This is a genomic window from Amycolatopsis jejuensis (assembly GCF_000717335.1).
Taxonomy (GTDB): Bacteria; Actinomycetota; Actinomycetes; order Mycobacteriales; family Pseudonocardiaceae; genus Amycolatopsis; species Amycolatopsis jejuensis.
In genome coordinates, this window is record NZ_JNYZ01000014.1 from 50,973 (window position 1) to 68,246 (window position 17,274).

Sequence of the window (17,274 nt, forward strand, 5' to 3'; positions counted from 1 at the left end):
GCACAAACAGGGGCGCTGGAACGTTGACCAGCGGCACGACCGATCCCGGGCGCCTCCGGGACCGGTGCACCACGACACGCTGAATCGCAGGGGTGAGGGACACCATGGCTACCGACTACGACGCTCCGCGCCGCAGCGAAGCCGACGAGCTGGCCGAAGACTCGTTGGAGGAGCTGAAGGCCCGGCGCAACGAGAACCAGTCCGGCGTCGTCGACGTCGACGAAGACGCGACCGCGGAGAACTTCGAGCTGCCCGGCGCGGACCTCTCGGGGCTCTCCGGGGAAGACATGACCGTGAAGGTCGTGCCGAAGCAGGCGGACGAGTTCACCTGCTCGGTCTGCTTCCTGGTGCACCACCGCAGCAGGCTCGCGGAGGACAACGGCGGACGCCTGATCTGCCGCGACTGCGCCTGAGCCGGGGATTTTCGCGGGGACACACGGGGAAATCGCGGACGCGGCAGCCGCCGCGAGCCGGGTACAAGGGGGTCGGCCTTCCGGGGCCGGCCCCCTTCCCTGTCTCCCGGCCGGGTCAGGCGCCGCGGAGCAGGTCCGCGATGCGACCCGGTTTGCGGGTGCTGAAGAGCCAGTACGGGGTCGGGTCGGCCGGGTCGGTGAGGCGGACCCGGACCGCCAGGCCCACCCAGCCGCGGTGCAGCACGAACGCGGCCGGGTCGCCGTCGCGGCCGAGGGCGTGCCGTTTGGCGTCCTTCTCGACGATCTCGACCTCGCCGACGTACCGCAGCGGCAGGTGCGCGTCGCCCACCCAGAGTTCCGGCTCGTCGCCGCCGGTGACCCGGATGCGGGCACGGCCGAGCGACAGCAGCAGCGCGGCCATCACCGGCACCGCCACGGCCAGCGGGATCCACATCGGGATCGACGGGTAGCCGAGGTGCAGCTCGACGCCGAGCAGGATCGCCCCGAGCATCGGCAGGGGCCAGCCCCACCACGGCAGGTAGAGCCGTTCGGAGTGTGCGACGGTGCCCGTCGCGGCGGTGTTCACGCGGTCAGCCACGGGACAAGGGTAGTCTCGCCGCCCGTGTCCAGCGTTCAGGTCCTCCTCCAGCGGCTCGACCCCGATGTCCCGCCGCCCGTCTACGCCCGGCCCGGTGATGCCGGGGCCGACCTCGTCACCACCTCGGATATCGTGCTCGGACCCGGCGAGCGCGGGGTCGTCGGCACCGGGGTCGCGATCGCGCTGCCGCCCGGGTACGCCGGGTTCGTGCACCCGCGGTCCGGGCTCGCGGCCCGGGTCGGGCTGTCGGTGGTGAACACCCCCGGCACGATCGACGCGGGCTACCGCGGCGAGATCAGGGTGTGCCTGATCAACCACGACCCGCGGGAGAAGATCGTGCTGTCCCGCGGCGACCGGATCGCGCAGCTCGTGGTGCAGCGGGTGGAGCACGCGGAGTTCGTCGAGGTCACCACGCTCGACGAGACCGAACGCGGCGCGGGCGGCTACGGCTCGACGGGCGGGCACGCCACACTGGTACCCGGCGCCGGAGACACCGGCGCGGGCACTGGGGAAGGAACGGAGAAGTAGTGGGGATTTTCGGACGCAAGCGCCGGTCCGGCGACGACGAGACCGGGGGCGTGACCTCCCAGAACTCCCAGTCCTCCGAGCACGACGGTGCTGCCGAAGAGGGCGTGGAGCCCGCCGACCAGCTGTCGGAGATGTCGGACGGCCCGTTCGACGCCACGGTCGCGGAGGAAGACGGCATCCCCCGCATCGACCTGGGCTCGGTGCGCGTGCCGGTGCCCGACGGGTCGCAGGTACAGGTGGAGATGGACCCCGAAGAGGGCGGCGTGCGCGCAGTGCACGTGGTGACCGAAGTGGGACAGATCACGGTCAGCGCCTACGCGGCCCCGAAATCGGGCGGCCTGTGGCGCGAAGTGAGCACCGAACTGGGCGACCAGCTCCGCGCAGACGGCGCAAAGGTGAACATCGGCAGAGGCGAATGGGGCATGGAACTGTCGGCAATCGTCGGCGACGTGGCCCTGCGCTTCGTCGGCGTGGACGGCCCCCGCTGGATGCTCCGCGGCGTCATCGCGGGCCCGCAGTCGACCGCCGCGCAGGCTCCTGAGGTACTGCGCGCAATCGTCCGCCGCACGATCGTCGACCGCGGTGCTTCGCCGATGCCCGTCCGCACCCCGCTACCGATCACCCTCCCGGACGCGGTCGCCCAGCACATCGCAGAACAACAGGGCTGACCCCGCCACGCAACAAGGCTGTGAAGGGAACCATCACGGAATCAGATTCCGTGATGGTTCCCTTCACGGAACTTGGTCCGGCAGCCCAAGGTGACGGTTGCTGCCTTGCGGCAGGTCCCGGGCGTCAACGCTGACCGCGGAGCCAGAGCCAGCCGACCATGGCCAGCAACGCGGCCACACCTCAGCCCACCCGAGGCGGTACCCCGCGGATAAAACCCAAGGTTCCCTTCACCGCCTTCACCGCCTTCACCGACCGAGGGCACGAAGAAACGCCAGCACGGCCGCCCGCCCGAGCGCTTCCCGGTCAGCCCCCACCGCAGCCAGCGAAGTTTCGACATATCGCCCCCTCGGCAACGCCTCCGCCCAAGCCCGCGCCGCCCCGGCCGGATGTACCGGATCGTCCCCGCACCCGGCGACCCCGGCCGGAACGTCCAGGCTTCGGAGAGCAGCCAGCGACGGCGCAGGCCTCGCGGCTGCCTCCCGCAACCCGGCCGCCAACCCGTCCCCGTGCCGCCCCCAGGCCCGTCTCAACTCGGCGGCAATCCACGGAGGGCTCCCCGCCTCGGCCCACCGGACCGCGGCCTCCACCCCCTCCGCAGCCACCAGATCCGCCGTGAGCGTCGCTGCAACCGCCGCGGGTGCTTTCCCCGGTTCGCCGTACCAAGCCGGGAGCGCCACCAGCAGCCCCTCGCATCGCCCCGGATTCGCCACCGCCCACTCCGCCGCCAGGTGGGCCCCGTACGAAATGCCCCCGACCAGCAGCGTCCCGTGCCGCCGGGCCAGCCGGTCCAGCTCCTCCAGGAACCCCTCCGCAACGTCGCCCCCGCCGGTGGGCGCAGGGGTGACCAGCGGCACCCCGAGTGCCGCCATCGGCCCTCCGAACACTGCCCGGACGAACACCTCGTCGGAGCCAGTTCCGGGCAGCAGCACTGCCGCCGGGTACCGGATTGCGGACGTCACGTTGCGATCTTGCCCCAAACCCGTTTCCCTGGCTGAGACCGAAGCTACGCTGGATACGCACGGGCCGAACGAAGTCGGGGGCCCCGGAGCACAGGAGCACACCATGTCCGCCAAGGACGGCGGCTACTTCAGCCGGTTGGTTCGCAAGCTGACCAGCGACGTCGAGGACCTCGACGCCGACGAGATGTCCGAGAGGTCCGGGGCCGAGGGCGCGCAGCGCGCCTGCGACTGCCGGTCCGGCGAAGAGGTGACCGTGCTCGGCAGGCTGCGCAGTGTCGAGCTGTCGCCGACCGACGGCCCGGCCTCCCTGCAGGCGGAGCTGTTCGACGGTACCCAGGGCGTGACGCTAATCTGGCTGGGCAGGCGCCGGATCCCCGGCATCGAGCCAGGCCGCACCGTCAAGGTCCGCGGCCGGATGGCCGAAAAGGACGGGCAGAAGGTGCTTTACAACCCGTATTACGAACTCCAGAGCCCGGTAGGATGATCAACGCTCGTGACTGAACCCGCTCCCCGCGACGCGAAAGACGGACCCGGCAGCGGGGACGACGACCAGCGCCAGCCCACGATGATGGAGCAGATGGGCGGGGTATCCGGCCTGTTCTACTCCTCGGTGCCGGTGATCGTGTTCGTGCTGCTCAACGCGTTCTTCGGGCTCACCGCCGCGATCTGGGGGTCGCTCGGCAGCGCCGTGGCCATCACCGTCCTGCGCGTGGTGCGCAAAGACCCGCTGCAACCGGCCATTTCGGGCTTTTTCGGCGTGGCGATCGCGGCGTTCATCGCTTTCCGCACCGGATCGGCGAAGGGGTTCTTCCTCTTCGGCATCTGGGCGAGCCTCGTGTACTGCGGCGTGTTCGTCGCGTCGGTGCTGGTCCGCTGGCCGCTGGCGGGGGTGGTGTGGAACGCGCTCAACGGCAAGGGCACGGCCTGGCGAGCGGACAAGCCGTCGCGCTACGGCTACGACATCGCCACGCTCGCCATGGCGGTCATCTTCGCCGCCCGCTTCGTGGTGCAGCGCTGGCTCTACGACGGCGACTACACCGGCTGGCTGGCGTTCGCGAAGATCGCGATGGGCTACCCGCTGTACGCGATCGGCCTGCTCGTGGTGGTGTGGGCGGTCCGCCGCTCGGACAAGCGCCTCAAGGCACTGGCCGAGTCCGCCCCGGAGCCGGAGACCGACGCCCAGGCAGAAGCCCGCCTGCGGCAGAAGTACGCGCAGGCGCCGACCACCGAAACCTGAAAGCCGTGAAGGGAACCATCACGGAATCAGATTCCGTGATGGTTCCCTTCACGGACCTTGGTCCGGCAGCCCAAGGTGACGGTTGCTGCCTTGGGGCAGGTCCCAGGGTGTTGGGCAGCTGCCGAGAGGGTCACGCTGGGCGTTGACGCAGGTTCGCGCTGGCCAGCAGGTTTCCGTGAACCTGCAGTAATTCTCGTGGCTCGTCTGGCTCGTCATCCACTATCACCGGCCCGTGGCCCCGCGCGAGGGAACGGGGACTGACCAGCGCCAACGCTGACCGAGGAGCCATGGCTAGCCGACCATGGCCAGCAACGCCGCCAGACCCCAGCCCGCCCAAGGCGGTACCCCACGGTCAAAACCCGAGGTTCCCTTCACGGACCTTCTCAGTAACCCAGGGCAGTGCGGATTTCCGGTTCCACGTCCGAGGTAGCCACGAACAGCAGCTCGTCGCCCGGCTCCAGTGGGTCCTCCGGCTGCGGCACGATCACCCGGTCGCCGCGCAGGATGGTCACCAGCGCCGCGTCGCGCGGCAGGGCCAGCTCGCTCACCGGCTTGCCCGCGAGCGGCGTCTCCTCCGGCAGCGTGAGCTCCACGAGGTTCGCCTGGCCCTGCCGGAACGTCATCAGCCGGACCAGGTCGCCGACGCTCACCGCCTCCTCGACCATCGCGGCGAGCATCCGCGGGGTCGACACGGCCACGTCGACGCCCCACGCGTCGGTGAACAGCCATTCGTTGGCCGGGTTGTTCACCCGCGCCACCACGCGGCGGACGGCGAACTCCGTCTTCGCGAGCAGCGACACCACCAGGTTGGCCTTGTCGTCGCCGGTCGCCGCGATGACCACGTCGCAGCGCTCGATGCCGGACTCCTCGAGGATCGACACCTCGCACGCGTCGCCGAGCACCCAGTCCGCCTGCGGGACGGCCTCCGGCTCGAACTGGTCGGACTCGCGCTCGATCAGCATCACCTGGTGCCGCGCGTCGATGAGCTCGGTGGCGATGGACTGCCCGACGGCGCCCGCGCCCGCGATCGCGACCCGCATCAGTTCTCCTCCTCCGGGGCGCGAGCGGCCACGCTCGTCACGTCTCCGACGGTGCCCGACACCGCCGCGACCCACACGTCGTCGTCGGCCTGCACCACGGTCTTCGTGTCCGGCAGCACGGCCGTGCCGAACCGCATCATGAACGCGACCCGCGCGCCGGTCGCCTCCTGCAGCTCGCGCACGCTGCGGCCGATCCAGTCCTCGTGCAGCGGCAGCTGGAGCAGCGCGACGTTGCCGGACGGGTCGCGCCACGCGGAGGCGACGCCGTCGGGCAGCAGGGTGCGCAGGAACCGGTCGGTGGTCCACGGGACCGTCGCGACGGTCGGGATGCCGAGCCGCTCGTACACCGCGGCCCGCTTGTGGTCGTAGATCCGCGCGACCACGTGCTCGATGCCGAAGTTCTCGCGCGCGACCCGCGCGGAGATGATGTTGGAGTTGTCGCCGCTCGACACGGCCGCGAAGGCGCCCGCGCGCTCGATCCCGGCCTCGATGAGCACCCGGCGGTCGAAGCCGACGCCGACGACCTGCTGTCCGTGGAAGTCGCTGCCGAGCCTGCGGAACGCCTGCTGGCTCTTGTCGATGACGGCCACTTCGTGGCCGAGCCGCTCCAGCGCCGCGGCCAGGGATGCGCCGACCCGGCCGCATCCCATGATCACCACGTGCACGCTTAGCCTCCTCGCAAGGGGGTGCCGATGACCCGTCCGTAGGTACCCGTGGGCACCCGCGCCGAACCTACCCTGCCGCCTCCCGGTGAGCTCCACCGTCCTCCCTGCCACGGCCCCCGGCGCAGCGGTGCCGCTCCGCTGTAGATTCGTGCAGGTGTCGAAGTTCCCGACCGTGCTGAAGCGGCTGGTCCTCGGGCGTCCGTTCCGCAGTGACCGGCTCTCCCACACTCTGCTGCCCAAGCGCATCGCGCTGCCGATCTTCGCCTCCGACGCGCTGTCCAGCGTGGCCTACGCGCCGGAGGAGATCTTCCTGACGCTGAGCGTCGCGGGCCTGTCCGCGTACGCCTTCGCGCCCTGGATCGGCGTCGCGGTCGCGCTGGTGATGCTCGTGGTCGTCGCCTCCTACCGGCAGAACGTGCACGCCTATCCGAGCGGCGGCGGCGACTACGAGGTCGCCACCACCAACCTGGGCGGCAAGTTCGGCCTCACCGTCGCGAGCGCCCTGCTCGTGGACTACGTGCTCACCGTCGCGGTGTCCACCTCGTCCGGGGTGGCGAACATCGGGTCGGCGATCCCGTGGGTGGCCGACCACAAGGTGATCACGGCCGTGGTGATCGTCTCGATCCTCACCGCGCTCAACCTGCGCGGAGTGCGCGAATCGGGCAAAGCGTTCGCCATTCCGACCTACGGCTTCATCGCCGGGATCCTGATCATGGTCGTCTGGGGGTTGTTCCAGACCGTCACCGGCACCGAGATGCGCGCCGAGAGCGCGGGCTTCACGCTGCACGAGGAGGGCAACTGGGCGGGGATCGCGTTCGTGTTCCTGATCCTCCGGTCGTTCTCCTCCGGCGCCGCGGCGCTGACCGGGGTCGAGGCGATCAGCAACGGGGTGCCCGCGTTCCGCAAGCCGAAGTCGAAGAACGCGGCCACCACGCTGCTGCTGATGGGCGTGCTCGCGGTGACCATGCTCGTCGGGATCATCACGCTCGCGGTCGTCACCAAGGTCAACTTCGCGGAGGACCCGGCGCGGCAGCTGGCCGGTGCGCCCGCGGGGTACGAGCAGAAGACGATCGTCGCGCAGATCGCGCATGCGGTGTTCGAGTCGTTCCCGCCCGCGTTCTACTACATCTCGTTCTCCACCGGCATCATCCTGCTGCTGGCCGCCAACACGGCGTTCAACGGCTTCCCGGTGCTCGGCTCGATCCTCGCGCAGGACCGGTACCTGCCGCGCCAGCTGCACACCCGCGGCGACCGGCTGGCATTCTCCAACGGCATCCTGTTCCTCGCGATCTTCGCGCTGGTGCTGATCATCGCGTTCGACGCGGAGGTCACCCGGCTGATCCAGCTGTACATCGTGGGCGTGTTCGTGTCGTTCACGGTGAGCCAGGCGGGCATGATCCGGCACTGGAACCGCTTGCTGGCCAAGGAAACCGACCCGGCGGTGCGGCGGCGGATGCGCCGTTCGCAGACGGTGAACGCGATCGGCCTCACGATGACCGGCACCGTGCTGGTGATCGTGCTCATCACCAAGTTCCTGCTCGGCGCATGGATCGCAATCGCCGCCATGGTCGCGATCTTCGTCCTGATGACGGCGATCCGGAGGCACTACGACCGGGTCTCCGAGGAGCTCAAGGACATGGGCGAGGCGCCGACCGTGCTGCCCTCGCGCAACCACGCGATCGTGCTGGTGTCCAAACTGCACCGGCCGACGCTGCGTGCGCTGGCGTACGCCAAGGCAATGCGGCCGGACGTGCTCGAGGCGGTCACGGTCAACGTGGACGATGCAGACACGCGTCAGCTCACCCAGGAATGGGAAGCGCACAAGTTCAAGGTGCCGCTGAAGGTCGTCGAATCGCCGTACCGGGAAATCACGAAGCCGGTGCTGGACTACGTGAAGCGCGTGCGCGGCGCCAACCCGCGCGACGTGGTCACGGTGTTCATCCCGGAGTACGTGGTGGGACACTGGTGGGAGCAGGTGCTGCACAACCAGAGTGCGTTGCGGCTCAAGGGAAGGCTGCTCTTCCAGCCGGGCGTGGTCGTGGCCAGTGTGCCGTGGCAGCTGGAGTCGTCGGCGAAAGCGGCCGCGCGGGAACGGAAAACCCGTCCGGCGGCCGGTGACGTGCGGCGTGGCTTCGCGGCCGGCTCCCCGCGTCCCGCGAACGGCGCGAAATCCGCTCAACCCTCCGAGACCACCAAGGAACCCGCTGAATGACGGAAAACTGGCTGGGCCGCACGCTGGAGCTGGAAGTCGGCCCGGTCGCGCACGGCGGACACTGTGTGTCCCGAGTGGACGGACGGGTGGTGTTCGTACGGCACGCGTTGCCGGGCGAACAGGTACGGGCGGAGGTCACCGAGGACAAGGGCGGATCGTTCTGCCGGGCCGATGCGGTCGAGGTACTCGATCCGTCGGAGTACCGGGTCCCGCCGCCGTGTCCGCTTGCTGCGCCGGGCGGCTGTGGTGGCTGCGATTGGCAGCACGCCGATCCGGGGTACCAGCGTGAGCTGAAGGCTGCGGTGGTCGCCGAGCAGCTGCAGCGGCTGGCCGGGATTTCCCGTGCGGTGGAGGTGGAAGCGCTGGACGGCGGTCCGCTCGGCTGGCGCAGCCGGGTGCGGCTGGTCGCCGGTCGGGACGGGCGCGCGGGGTTGCGTGCGCACCACAGCCACCGCGTGATCCCGCTCGACGACTGCCCGATCGCGGTGCCGGGGTCGCTCGAAACAGCGCTGGGCAAGCGCTGGCGGCCGGGGACGGAACTGGAGGTCACCAGCGACGGCGACGGGCACCTGCACCTGCGTGAGCTGGCGACGGTCCGCGGGCGGACCCAGGGTAAGCAGCTGTCCGGCGGTCTGGCGGTGCAGCACGCCGCGGGCCGCGACTGGCGGCTCGACGCGCACGGATTCTGGCAGGTGCACCCGCTCGCCGCGGACACCTTCGCGCAGCTCGTGGCTTCGTGGGCGGAAGCGCCACAGGGTGGGGTCGCATGGGATTTGTACGCCGGGGTCGGGCTTTTCGCTTCGGTGCTGGCGGAGCAGGTCGGCCCGTCGGGGCACGTGCTGGCGGTGGAATCCGGGCGCCGCGCGGTGTCCGACGGGGAACGCAACCTCGCCGACCTGCCGCAGGTGAGCTGGCAGGCGGGACGGGTCGAGCACCTCGTCGCGGACGCCCCGAAACCGGTCGACGTGGTGGTGCTCGACCCGCCGCGCAAGGGCGCCGGACGGGCGGTCGTCGAGGCGATCGCGGCGGGCGAGCCGGACCGGATCGTGTACGTCGCGTGTGATCCGGCCGCGTTGGCGCGGGACGTGGCTTTCTTTGCGGGGCACGGGTATTCGCTCACCGACCTGCGAGCGTTCGACGCGTTCCCGATGACGCATCACGTGGAGTGTGTCGCGCTGCTTCAGTGAAGCGCGGCGGCGATCTTGGGCACGCATTCCTTGAGCCCGTACGGCACGCTCAGCGCAGTCGGGAAGGCGAGCGCGATGGCGGTCGTCATGTCGAGCGGGATGTAGGAACCGCGCCGGACTGCGGGCAGCTGCTGGAAAAGCGGCTCGGCCTCGAGACGTTTGCGGCTGTCGGGGGTGGCGTAGGTCAGCACGAGGACGTCGGCGTCGAGGAGGTCGAGGCGCTCCGGGCTGATCTGCGAACGACCGGGGATCGACGTGTTCGGCAGCGACGTCACCTTCGGCGACAACACGAGCCCGAGCTGGGCGAGGAACAGCGCGGACGCGTCCTGCGGGCTGGAGATCGTGGTGACGGTTTCGCCGGTCACCGGCCCGATGGTGAACGTGCGGCCGGCGAACTTCGGGTTGGCTGATTTTGCTGCGGAGATCGCGGACTCGACCTCGCCGACCAGCCGTTCGGCCTCGGCGGACCGCCCGAGCGCGGAGCCGATCCGGCGCGTGGTGACCTGCCAGGTGTCCTTGTTGTAGCCGGTGTCGGGGGAGATGGTCGGCGCGATCCCGGTGAGGGTCGGATAGTCCTGGGCGAGCGCCGGACGATCGGTGCCGAGAATGAGGTCCGGCTTGGCGGCGGCGATGCGCTCGAAGGGGAGCTGGGCGTCGGCGTAGAGCTGGGGGAGACGGTCCCCGGCGCGGGCGCGCAGCCAGGGCGAGGTGCCGCCGGGAAGGAACTTGCTGAGATCCGGGGTGAGCAGAGGGACAACGCCGAGCGCGACGGCCGCATCGGTGTCCCGGTACTGCCCGACGGAGACGACCCGCTCCGGCTTGCGCGCGACTGTGGCGGTTCCCTGCACACCCCGGACTTCGACGGGGAAGCCCGGACCTGCTGGGGCGGTGGTTTCGCCGGAGGGGCTGCCGCAGGCCGCGAGGGCGGCGGTTGCGGAGAGGGCACCGGCGGCGCGGAGGAAGGTACGGCGGGAGGTTCCGGCGGGGAGGACGCCGCCCTTGGCAATGGGGGCGATGCCGGGGGTGGGTGTGGCGGCGGGGTGGGTTGCGTGGCTGTCTTTGGGGGTGTGAGGGATGGTGCGGTCGGGCGTGTCGGTGGGGGAGAAGCCGGTGGCGGGCGTGGCGGCCGGGTGGAAGGCACGGCTGTCCGTGGCGGCGCGGTTGGACATTGTGGAGGTGAGGATGCCGCGGCTCGGCGTGGCCGCGGGGCGGACGACGCGGCTGCCTGTGGCGACCGGAGGGATGGCGCGGTTGGGCACTGCAGAGGGGATGGTGCCGCGGCTCGGTGTGGCCGCGGGGCCGACGACGCGGCTGGGCGTGGCACTGGGGGAGATGCCGCGGCTCGGCGTGGCCGTGGGGCCGACGACGCGGCTGTCCTTGGCGGTTGGCCGGATAGGGCGGTCGGGTGTGGCGGTGGGGGAGTTGCCGGGGCCGGGCGTGACGGCACTGCTGCCCGTGGCGTTTGGTGCGACGGTGCGGCTGGACGTCACCGTGGGGAGGCTGCCAGGGCCTGGTGTTGCCGTGGAATGGGCGGCGCGGCTGGACGTCGCGGCAGGAGGGACGTCGCGGCCGGGCGTCGTGGAGGGGAGGGTGCCACGGCCGGGCGTGGTCATGCGGTGGGCCGAGGCGGAGTCGTGTGCGGGCATGCGCGGATATTAGGTTAGCTTTGCCTATTTTTCCAGAGACCGCCTCCGCTCAAGTGAGCGCCCATGACGGTTCTCACTGGCGCGCCACCGGCCATCACGGAGCTTTCGGGCGCTGCACAGCAGCGGCGGCGGCAAGCCCGGTCGCGGTCAGGACCAGGCCGGACGCCAGGAGGACCCACGTCCCGGCAGCGGGCCGGATCTCGGCGGCCGGGGCGAGGTCGCCGGCGCGGGGGAGGGTGATCAGGACGTACCGCAGCAGGACGCCGGCCACCGCGAGGCCCGCGAGGGTGGCGAAGGCCAGTGGTTCGTCGCGGCGTCGGCGGAGGGTCAGCAGGGCGAGCGCGAAAGCCAGGGCCAGTGCCGCGGCGCAGGCCAGCCGTAGGCCCAGGTCGAGGTCCGGTTCGGGGGTGCCGGACGGGAGCCGCGTGGTGAGGTAGTGCGCGGTCGGCAAGGCGAGTCCGGCTCCGCCACCCACCGCGGCGGCCACGCCTGCCCACGCGCGCACCCTGCGGAACGCCCGATCGCCTGCCACGAACCGGATTCTACGGGCCTGGGACCGGTTGCCCAGGGTGCTTCCGGAGTAGCGGCAGGCCGCCATTGAAGTGTGATGCTGATCACAAAATCGCGTCCAGAGAACCTGGACGATCTCCACCGCGACTGACCGGATGAGTACCGGCAAGGTGCTCATCCGGGTACTTCCGAGGGGTGGAACATGGTGGTGCGCAAGCTCGTGACCCTGGTGGTCGTGGTCATGGCGAGTGTGGTGGTGGTCGTCCAACCGGCCGCGGCGGAGGTGTCGTGGACACCCTGTACGAAGCTGGCTGCGTCGTGGCCGAAATCCGCTGGCACGAGCGCGGAATGCACCACGGTCACCGTGCCGGTCGATTACGCGCGGCCGGACGGGCGCACGGTCGCGATCGCGGTGGACCGGATTCCGGCGTCCGATCGCGCGCACCGGCGGGGCGTGCTGGTGCTGAATCCGGGCGGGCCGGGTGGCACCGGTGTCTCGATGCCGGAGCGGATCCGGCAGAGCAGGCTCGCGGAGCTGGGCAAGTACTACGACCTGGTCGGGTTCGATCCGCGCGGTACCGGGTACAGCGCGCAGATCTCGTGCCAGGCCATGGGCGGTGGGCCGGAACCGAAACCGGGCCAGTCCGCGAAAGACCAGACAGTGGCCCGGATTCTCTGGCGCGCCGACCAGTTCGGCGAGTGCGAGGCGAAGGATCCGGAGTTCGCGCGCACCCTCAGCGCGGACACGATCGCGCGCGACGTCGACCGCATCCGGCAGGCACTGGGCGAGGAAAAGATCAGCTATTACGGCATTTCGTGGGGGACCGGACTGGGCGCGGCGTACCGGAGCCGCTTCGACGAGCACGTCGACAAGATGGCTCTCGACTCTGCGCTGCCTGCCACCATGGACCTCGACCGTTTCGAATGGAGCCAATCCGAGGCGGGCGACGCGAACGTACGCCGGTTCGCCGATTGGATGGCTGCCCGCGACGCAGTCCTGCACCTGGGCCGGACAGGCGACGCGGTACTGGACACGGTCCGAGCCATCCGCGACGAGGCCGACGCCCATCCCCGGCAGATCGTGGAACACGACACGCCGGTCACCCTGAACGGAGCCTGGGTGATGAACCAGCTCTACGCGAGGTCGCCGGACTGGGGAACGGCAGCGTCCGCGCTGGCCGCGCTGCACGCCGGCAAAGACCCGGTGGTGGAACCCAGCAAGGCTCCGGCGACCGTATTCGGCTGGGACGAAAAGCGGCCGCTGGCGCTGAACCGGTACGTCCAGCACGCAGTCAACTGCAACGACTCCACCGGAACCCGCGACATGGACGAAATGTGGCGCAAACTCTCCGCCCTCAAGGCCGACTACCCGTTCGGCGCGTTGGGCGAGCCGGTCTACATGGGAAGCTGCATCAAGTGGCCATACGCCGGGGCAAACCCGGCTCTCCGCCCCGGCCGAAGCCCGCTGCAGCTCATCGGGCACCTCTACGAAACAGTCACGCCGTACCGCGATACGTTGAACATGCAACACCACATCGGCGGCAACATCCTCACCGTCCGCGACGACGTCCACGGCTCACTGGCGCAACTCCCCTGCGCGAGCAAGGTGGTGAAGTTCTTCGAAACCGGAGTCCCGTCCACGGACACCTGCGACGGCCAGCCATCCCAGGAACCGAAGCCGACGCCATGAGCCCGCCAACCATCGGAACGCCACGAGCGGTTCGGCCTCGCCGGACGCGGCCGCTGGCATCGACCCCCTCCTACTGCAGCCCACCGAGGGCCGCCGACCGCACCTCCACCACGACCCTCCCGGCCGCCGCCGGGATCCCGGGAGCACCGACGGCCGCCCGGCCCGGCACCCGGTCACCGCTTCGGACCGGTGTGTCGCCAGCGGCGGACCAGCCGAGCGCAGGTCCGCACCGGCGAGCCGCCGACGGTGGGCTGGCTGGTGTTTGGTTCAGGACTGGCCAGTTACCAGCGGTCGGCCGGTCGAGCTTGGCGTGGGAAGGGTGTGCTGCCAGCGTTGGCGTGGCTGGCGTTGGCGTGGGAGCGGTGTGCTGCCGGCGTTGGCGTGGCTGGCGTTGGCGTGGGAGCGGTGTGCTGGCGGTGGTGGCGTGGCGGGCGTTGGCCTGGGACGCGTGAGTTCCCAGCGGTAGGCCGGTCGAGCTTGGTGCGGGACGGGTGCGTTGCCAATGGTGGCGTGGCCGGAGTTTGGTCTGGGCCTGGCGAGTCGTCAGCGGTCGGATCGGTCGAGTGTCGGCCGAGGGCCGGTCGTTGCGGGGGCGGGCGTTGGCCCCCGGCTGCCGCGTCGCCAGTGGTGGGCCGGTCGGTTTTGGTCTGCGGCCGCTCGGTTCGCCGGTCGCCGGCCGGTCGGGCATTTCACCCGGAACCGGCGAGCCGACAGGCTCGGCCCCGACCGGCCAGGCCCGAGCCATGAACCGGCCCAGAACCGGTCACTCGCCAGCCACGGACAGGCAAACCATGCCCAAAGACCGACCGAAGCCCAGCCCCCACAACCACAACGTCAGCCGCGGTCCTCCTTCAGGAGATCCGCGCACTTCTCCCCGATTGCCATCGTCGTGATGCACGGGTTTACCGTCACCAGGAAAGGCATCACCGACGCGTCCGCCACGCGCAGGCCGTCCACCCCTCGTACGCGGAGGCGGGCGTCCAGCACTGCGTCCGGGTCGCCGTCTGCGCCCATGCGGGCCGTGCAGGCCGGGTGGTAGACCGTGTTGTGGGTCTTGCGGAGGTAGTCCGCGATTTCGTCGTCGGTGGTGCAGTCGCGGCCTGGCGCCAGTTCCACGCCTGCCCACTCGTCCAGGGCCGGCTGGGCGGCGATCTCCCTCGCCAGCTTCACGCCGTGGGTCATCACGCGCATGTCGTGCTCGTCGGTGAAATACCGGGGGTCCACGCGGGGCTTGTCGCGGAAGTCGCGCGTGCGGAGGCGGACTGTGCCGCGGGAGCGGCTGCGCGTCACGTTCGGCGTGAGGCAGAAGCCGTTCTCCGTCGTCGGGTAGCCGTGGCGCACTGTGTTCATGTCGAACGGCACCGAGCCGTAGTGGAACATCAAATCGGGGCGGTCCAGGCCGTTCTCGGTGGTCGTGAAGATGCCGATTTCCCACCACTGCGTGGATTCGGCGACCATCGGCTGCAGCGCGTCCCACATCACCAGGCCCTCGGGATGATCTTCGAGGTTCGAGCCGACGCCGGGGGAGTCCACGAGCACGTCCACGCCCACCTCGCGCAGGTGCGCCGCCGGTCCGATGCCGGACAGCATCAGCAGTTTCGGCGTGTCGATGGCGCCGGAGCTCACCACGACCTCGCGGCGTGCGGTGATCCGCGTGTGGTGGATCAGGTCCGGGTCCAAGACCTCGACGCCGGTGCAGCGGCGGCCGTCGAACAGGAGCTGCTTCGCTCGGGCGCCGGTGCGGATCTCCAGGTTCGGCCGTTTGCCGATGATCGGGTGCAGGTACGACACCGACGCCGACGACCGGGTGCCGTCCTCGCGGGCGTTGATCTGGAACCAGTTCGCGCCGCGGGTCACGGTGCGGCCGGAGTTGAACTCCGTCGTCGGGATACCCGCTTGCGCGCACGCCGCGAGCAGCGCGACGCCCGTCGGGTCCTTCGGCGGCACCGAGCGGATGGTGACCGGGCCGGAGCGGCCGTGGTGCTCGCCCGGTCCATCATTGGTCTCGAGCCGTTGGTACAACGGGAAAATGTCGGCGGCCGACCAGCCGGGCAAGCCCCAGTCGTCGAGATCCTCGGCCGGGGCCCAGAACGCAATGCACGAGTTGTGCGACGAGCAGCCGCCCAGTACCCGTGCGCGGGCCTGCCGCAGGTACGAGTTACCCGATTCCTGGGGCTCCACCAGGTAGTCCCAGTCGAAGCCCGACTCCAGCAGGCCCATCCAGCGGGTGAGCTCGAGCACCTCCGGAGTGTCCACATCGGACGGTCCGGCCTCGAGAAGGCACACCGTCACGTCCGGATCCTCCGACAGCCGCGCGGCCACCACCGATCCGGCCGTGCCTCCGCCGACCACCACGTAGTCGAACTCGCTCACTGCGCAACCTCCTCCGAAGCTTCGGCCCCACGAGCGGCGTGATCCGCCAGTACCCCGACCTTGTGCCGCTGCACGAACCAGTAGTACGCGAACCCGCCCGCCGCGAAGACGCCGACGAACAGCACCGAAATCCACTTGAGATACCAGTGGAACGGCTCGGTCGCGTTGTAGATCTCGTTGCGGGGCCAGGCCAGGTTGATCGTCATCGCGCCGCCCCACAGCACCGCGAGCACGTTCACCGGCAGGCCCCAGCGGCCGAGCGAGAACCGGCCGGACGGCGTGTCCTTCCGTGGCCAGCCACCGCGTACCCGGCGGACCAGCATCGGCACGGTGACCAGCAGGTACGCCAGATAGATCAGGATGATCGCGAGGCTGGTGACGGCGGAGAAGATCTGCGTGGAGTTGATGTTGAGCACCAGCAGGGCGATCGCGAGCACGCCGATCACGATCGCGGGCAGCACCGGCGTACCGGTGGTCTTGTTCACCCGCGCCAGCGCCTTGCCGCCGGGCAGCGCGTTGTCCCGCGCCATCGCGAACGCGATCCGGATCGCGGCGGTGTGCACCGCGAGCACGCACACGGTGATCGCGATGAACACGACGAACAGGAACACTCGCCCGATCGCCGGGCCGAGCGCGTCGGTGAGCACGAACTGCAAACCGACCGTACCCAGTTCCGGCGCCTGGATGTTGCCGACCGCCATCAGCGCGAACAGAATGATCAACCCGCCCAGCACGAACGACGCCACCAGCGCGCGCAGGATCGCCTTCGGCGCATTGCGGTGCGGGTTCAGCGATTCCTCACCGAGCGAGGCGGCGGTGTCAAAGCCGTACATCACGTACGACGAGGCAATCCCGGCGATGAGGAACGCGCCGAGGTACCCGGCGGAATGCCCGGCGCCGGTGTTGTTCGTCTCGGTGACCACCGACGGGCCGCGCACGAAGTGGAACGCCAGGAACACGATCAGCAGCACCGCGAACAGCAGCTCCACGAACACCCCGGCGCTGTTGATCCGGGCCATCAGCTTCACGCCGAACGCGTTGATCAGCGTGGTGAACACGATCAGCACGGTGGCCAGCAGCACGCCGTTGGCCGCGTCGCTGGTGCCGGTGCCGTCGCCGATGAACTGGAAGAACGACGTGATTTGCGGCAGCGTGCGCTGGTACGCGAGAGCGGTCGCGGAGATCGACACGATCGACGCCAGCAGCATCATCCAGCCGGCCATCCACGCGAGATGCGGGTTGCTGAGCTTCTTCGCCCAGTTGTAGACCGACCCGGCGACCGGGTACTGCGCGGCCAGTTCGGCGAAGCAGAGCGCCACCATGAGCTGCCCGATGAAGACTGCGGGCCAGGACCACCAGTAGGCCGGCCCGCCCTGGGCCAAGCCGAGGTAGGACAGCTGGAACACGCCGGTGAGCACGGAGATGTAGCTGATCCCGGCGGCGAAGGTGTGGAAGCTGCCGAGCGTTCTCTTGAGCTGGTTGGTGTAGCCGAATTCGCCGAGTTCGCGATCGCCGGTGTCGCTCAAGGGCGGGTTTCCTTTCGGTGG

The 17,274-nt window shown here is 70.1% G+C and carries 17 protein-coding genes; 9 read left to right on the forward strand and 8 right to left on the reverse strand.

The features are described 5' to 3' along the window. Window positions 1-104: 104 nt before the first annotated feature. On the forward strand, window positions 105-413 hold the full coding sequence (locus OO71_RS21140; RefSeq protein WP_013224476.1) for a DUF4193 domain-containing protein: 309 nt from the start codon (window positions 105-107) through the stop codon (window positions 411-413). A 115-nt stretch (window positions 414-528) separates the two neighbouring features. On the opposite strand, the gene OO71_RS21145 is transcribed toward OO71_RS21140, so the two are convergent. After that, entirely contained in the window at window positions 529-1,011 is a 483-nt protein-coding gene (locus OO71_RS21145; RefSeq protein ID WP_033291577.1) for a DUF3093 domain-containing protein, read from the reverse strand. 24 nt (window positions 1,012-1,035) lie between these two features. Here OO71_RS21145 and dut point away from each other — a divergent pair, with 24 nt between their 5' ends. Together dut and OO71_RS21155 are read left to right on the forward strand one after the other, a co-directional pair. Further along, complete coding sequence (gene dut / locus OO71_RS21150; protein WP_033291578.1) at window positions 1,036-1,539, forward strand: dUTP diphosphatase; 504 nt, start codon at window positions 1,036-1,038, stop codon at window positions 1,537-1,539. Then, window positions 1,539-2,207, forward strand: a complete 669-nt coding sequence (locus OO71_RS21155; RefSeq protein WP_033291579.1) for a DUF3710 domain-containing protein — start codon at window positions 1,539-1,541, stop codon at window positions 2,205-2,207. Before dut ends, OO71_RS21155 begins: the two co-directional genes overlap by 1 nt. Before the next feature lie 246 nt (window positions 2,208-2,453). Here the strand turns inward: OO71_RS21155 and OO71_RS21160 are convergent, their stop codons facing one another. Continuing rightward, window positions 2,454-3,167: an alpha/beta hydrolase gene (locus OO71_RS21160; RefSeq protein ID WP_245633742.1), complete on the reverse strand. Its 714-nt coding sequence runs from the start codon at window positions 3,165-3,167 to the stop codon at window positions 2,454-2,456. Window positions 3,168-3,270: 103 nt separating this feature from the next. Between OO71_RS21160 and OO71_RS21165 the strand changes: the two genes are divergently transcribed. Then, window positions 3,271-3,651, forward strand: a complete 381-nt coding sequence (locus OO71_RS21165) for an OB-fold nucleic acid binding domain-containing protein (RefSeq protein ID WP_033291580.1) — start codon at window positions 3,271-3,273, stop codon at window positions 3,649-3,651. A 9-nt stretch (window positions 3,652-3,660) separates the two neighbouring features. After that, window positions 3,661-4,404, forward strand: coding sequence for a DUF3159 domain-containing protein (locus OO71_RS21170; RefSeq protein WP_033291581.1), 744 nt, complete (start codon window positions 3,661-3,663; stop codon window positions 4,402-4,404). Between the two features lie 383 nt (window positions 4,405-4,787). Here the strand turns inward: OO71_RS21170 and OO71_RS21175 are convergent, their stop codons facing one another. Both OO71_RS21175 and OO71_RS21180 read right to left on the reverse strand, forming a co-directional pair. Continuing rightward, window positions 4,788-5,444, reverse strand: coding sequence for a potassium channel family protein (locus tag OO71_RS21175; protein ID WP_033291582.1), 657 nt, complete (start codon window positions 5,442-5,444; stop codon window positions 4,788-4,790). After that, entirely contained in the window at window positions 5,444-6,109 is a 666-nt protein-coding gene (locus OO71_RS21180) for a potassium channel family protein (protein WP_033291583.1), read from the reverse strand. The genes OO71_RS21175 and OO71_RS21180 overlap by 1 nt, the downstream gene beginning before the upstream one ends. A gap of 154 nt (window positions 6,110-6,263) precedes the next feature. On the opposite strand from OO71_RS21180, the gene OO71_RS21185 reads away from it, so the two are divergent. Next, a complete protein-coding gene (locus OO71_RS21185; protein WP_033291693.1) occupies window positions 6,264-8,321 on the forward strand; it encodes an APC family permease in 2,058 nt (685 codons plus the stop codon). After that, a complete protein-coding gene (locus OO71_RS21190; protein WP_033291584.1) occupies window positions 8,318-9,508 on the forward strand; it encodes a class I SAM-dependent RNA methyltransferase in 1,191 nt (396 codons plus the stop codon). Before OO71_RS21185 ends, OO71_RS21190 begins: the two co-directional genes overlap by 4 nt. Here the strand turns inward: OO71_RS21190 and OO71_RS21195 are convergent. Further along, window positions 9,502-10,677 (reverse strand): iron-siderophore ABC transporter substrate-binding protein, encoded by a 1,176-nt coding sequence (locus tag OO71_RS21195; protein WP_156096452.1) that lies wholly within the window; start codon window positions 10,675-10,677, stop codon window positions 9,502-9,504. The two genes, OO71_RS21190 and OO71_RS21195, sit on opposite strands and share 7 nt — an antisense overlap. Before the next feature lie 82 nt (window positions 10,678-10,759). Here OO71_RS21195 and OO71_RS21200 point away from each other — a divergent pair, with 82 nt between their 5' ends. Then, a complete protein-coding gene (locus OO71_RS21200; protein WP_156096453.1) occupies window positions 10,760-11,167 on the forward strand; it encodes a hypothetical protein in 408 nt (135 codons plus the stop codon). 81 nt (window positions 11,168-11,248) lie between these two features. On the opposite strand, the gene OO71_RS21205 is transcribed toward OO71_RS21200, so the two are convergent. After that, the gene (locus OO71_RS21205) at window positions 11,249-11,686 is read right to left on the reverse strand and encodes a hypothetical protein (RefSeq protein ID WP_033291694.1); all 438 of its coding nucleotides are present in this window, start codon (window positions 11,684-11,686) and stop codon (window positions 11,249-11,251) included. 180 nt (window positions 11,687-11,866) lie between these two features. Here OO71_RS21205 and OO71_RS21210 point away from each other — a divergent pair, with 180 nt between their 5' ends. After that, complete coding sequence (locus OO71_RS21210; RefSeq protein WP_033291587.1) at window positions 11,867-13,354, forward strand: alpha/beta fold hydrolase; 1,488 nt, start codon at window positions 11,867-11,869, stop codon at window positions 13,352-13,354. A gap of 834 nt (window positions 13,355-14,188) precedes the next feature. Here the strand turns inward: OO71_RS21210 and OO71_RS21215 are convergent. Next, window positions 14,189-15,727, reverse strand: a complete 1,539-nt coding sequence (locus OO71_RS21215) for a GMC family oxidoreductase (protein WP_033291588.1) — start codon at window positions 15,725-15,727, stop codon at window positions 14,189-14,191. Further along, on the reverse strand, window positions 15,724-17,253 hold the full coding sequence (locus OO71_RS21220; protein ID WP_033291589.1) for an APC family permease: 1,530 nt from the start codon (window positions 17,251-17,253) through the stop codon (window positions 15,724-15,726). The genes OO71_RS21215 and OO71_RS21220 overlap by 4 nt, the downstream gene beginning before the upstream one ends. Window positions 17,254-17,274: the final 21 nt, after the last annotated feature.

Coding starts and splice junctions, on each gene's coding strand:
- OO71_RS21175 (WP_033291582.1), bottom strand. CDS start 5,444: ATGCGGGTCGCGATCGCGGGCGCGGGCGCCGTCGGGCAGTCCATCGCC.
- OO71_RS21140 (WP_013224476.1), top strand. CDS start 105: ATGGCTACCGACTACGACGCTCCGCGCCGCAGCGAAGCCGACGAGCTG.
- OO71_RS21190 (WP_033291584.1), top strand. CDS start 8,318: ATGACGGAAAACTGGCTGGGCCGCACGCTGGAGCTGGAAGTCGGCCCG.
- OO71_RS21210 (WP_033291587.1), top strand. CDS start 11,867: ATGGTGGTGCGCAAGCTCGTGACCCTGGTGGTCGTGGTCATGGCGAGT.
- OO71_RS21165 (WP_033291580.1), top strand. CDS start 3,271: ATGTCCGCCAAGGACGGCGGCTACTTCAGCCGGTTGGTTCGCAAGCTG.
- OO71_RS21195 (WP_156096452.1), bottom strand. CDS start 10,677: ATGTCCAACCGCGCCGCCACGGACAGCCGTGCCTTCCACCCGGCCGCC.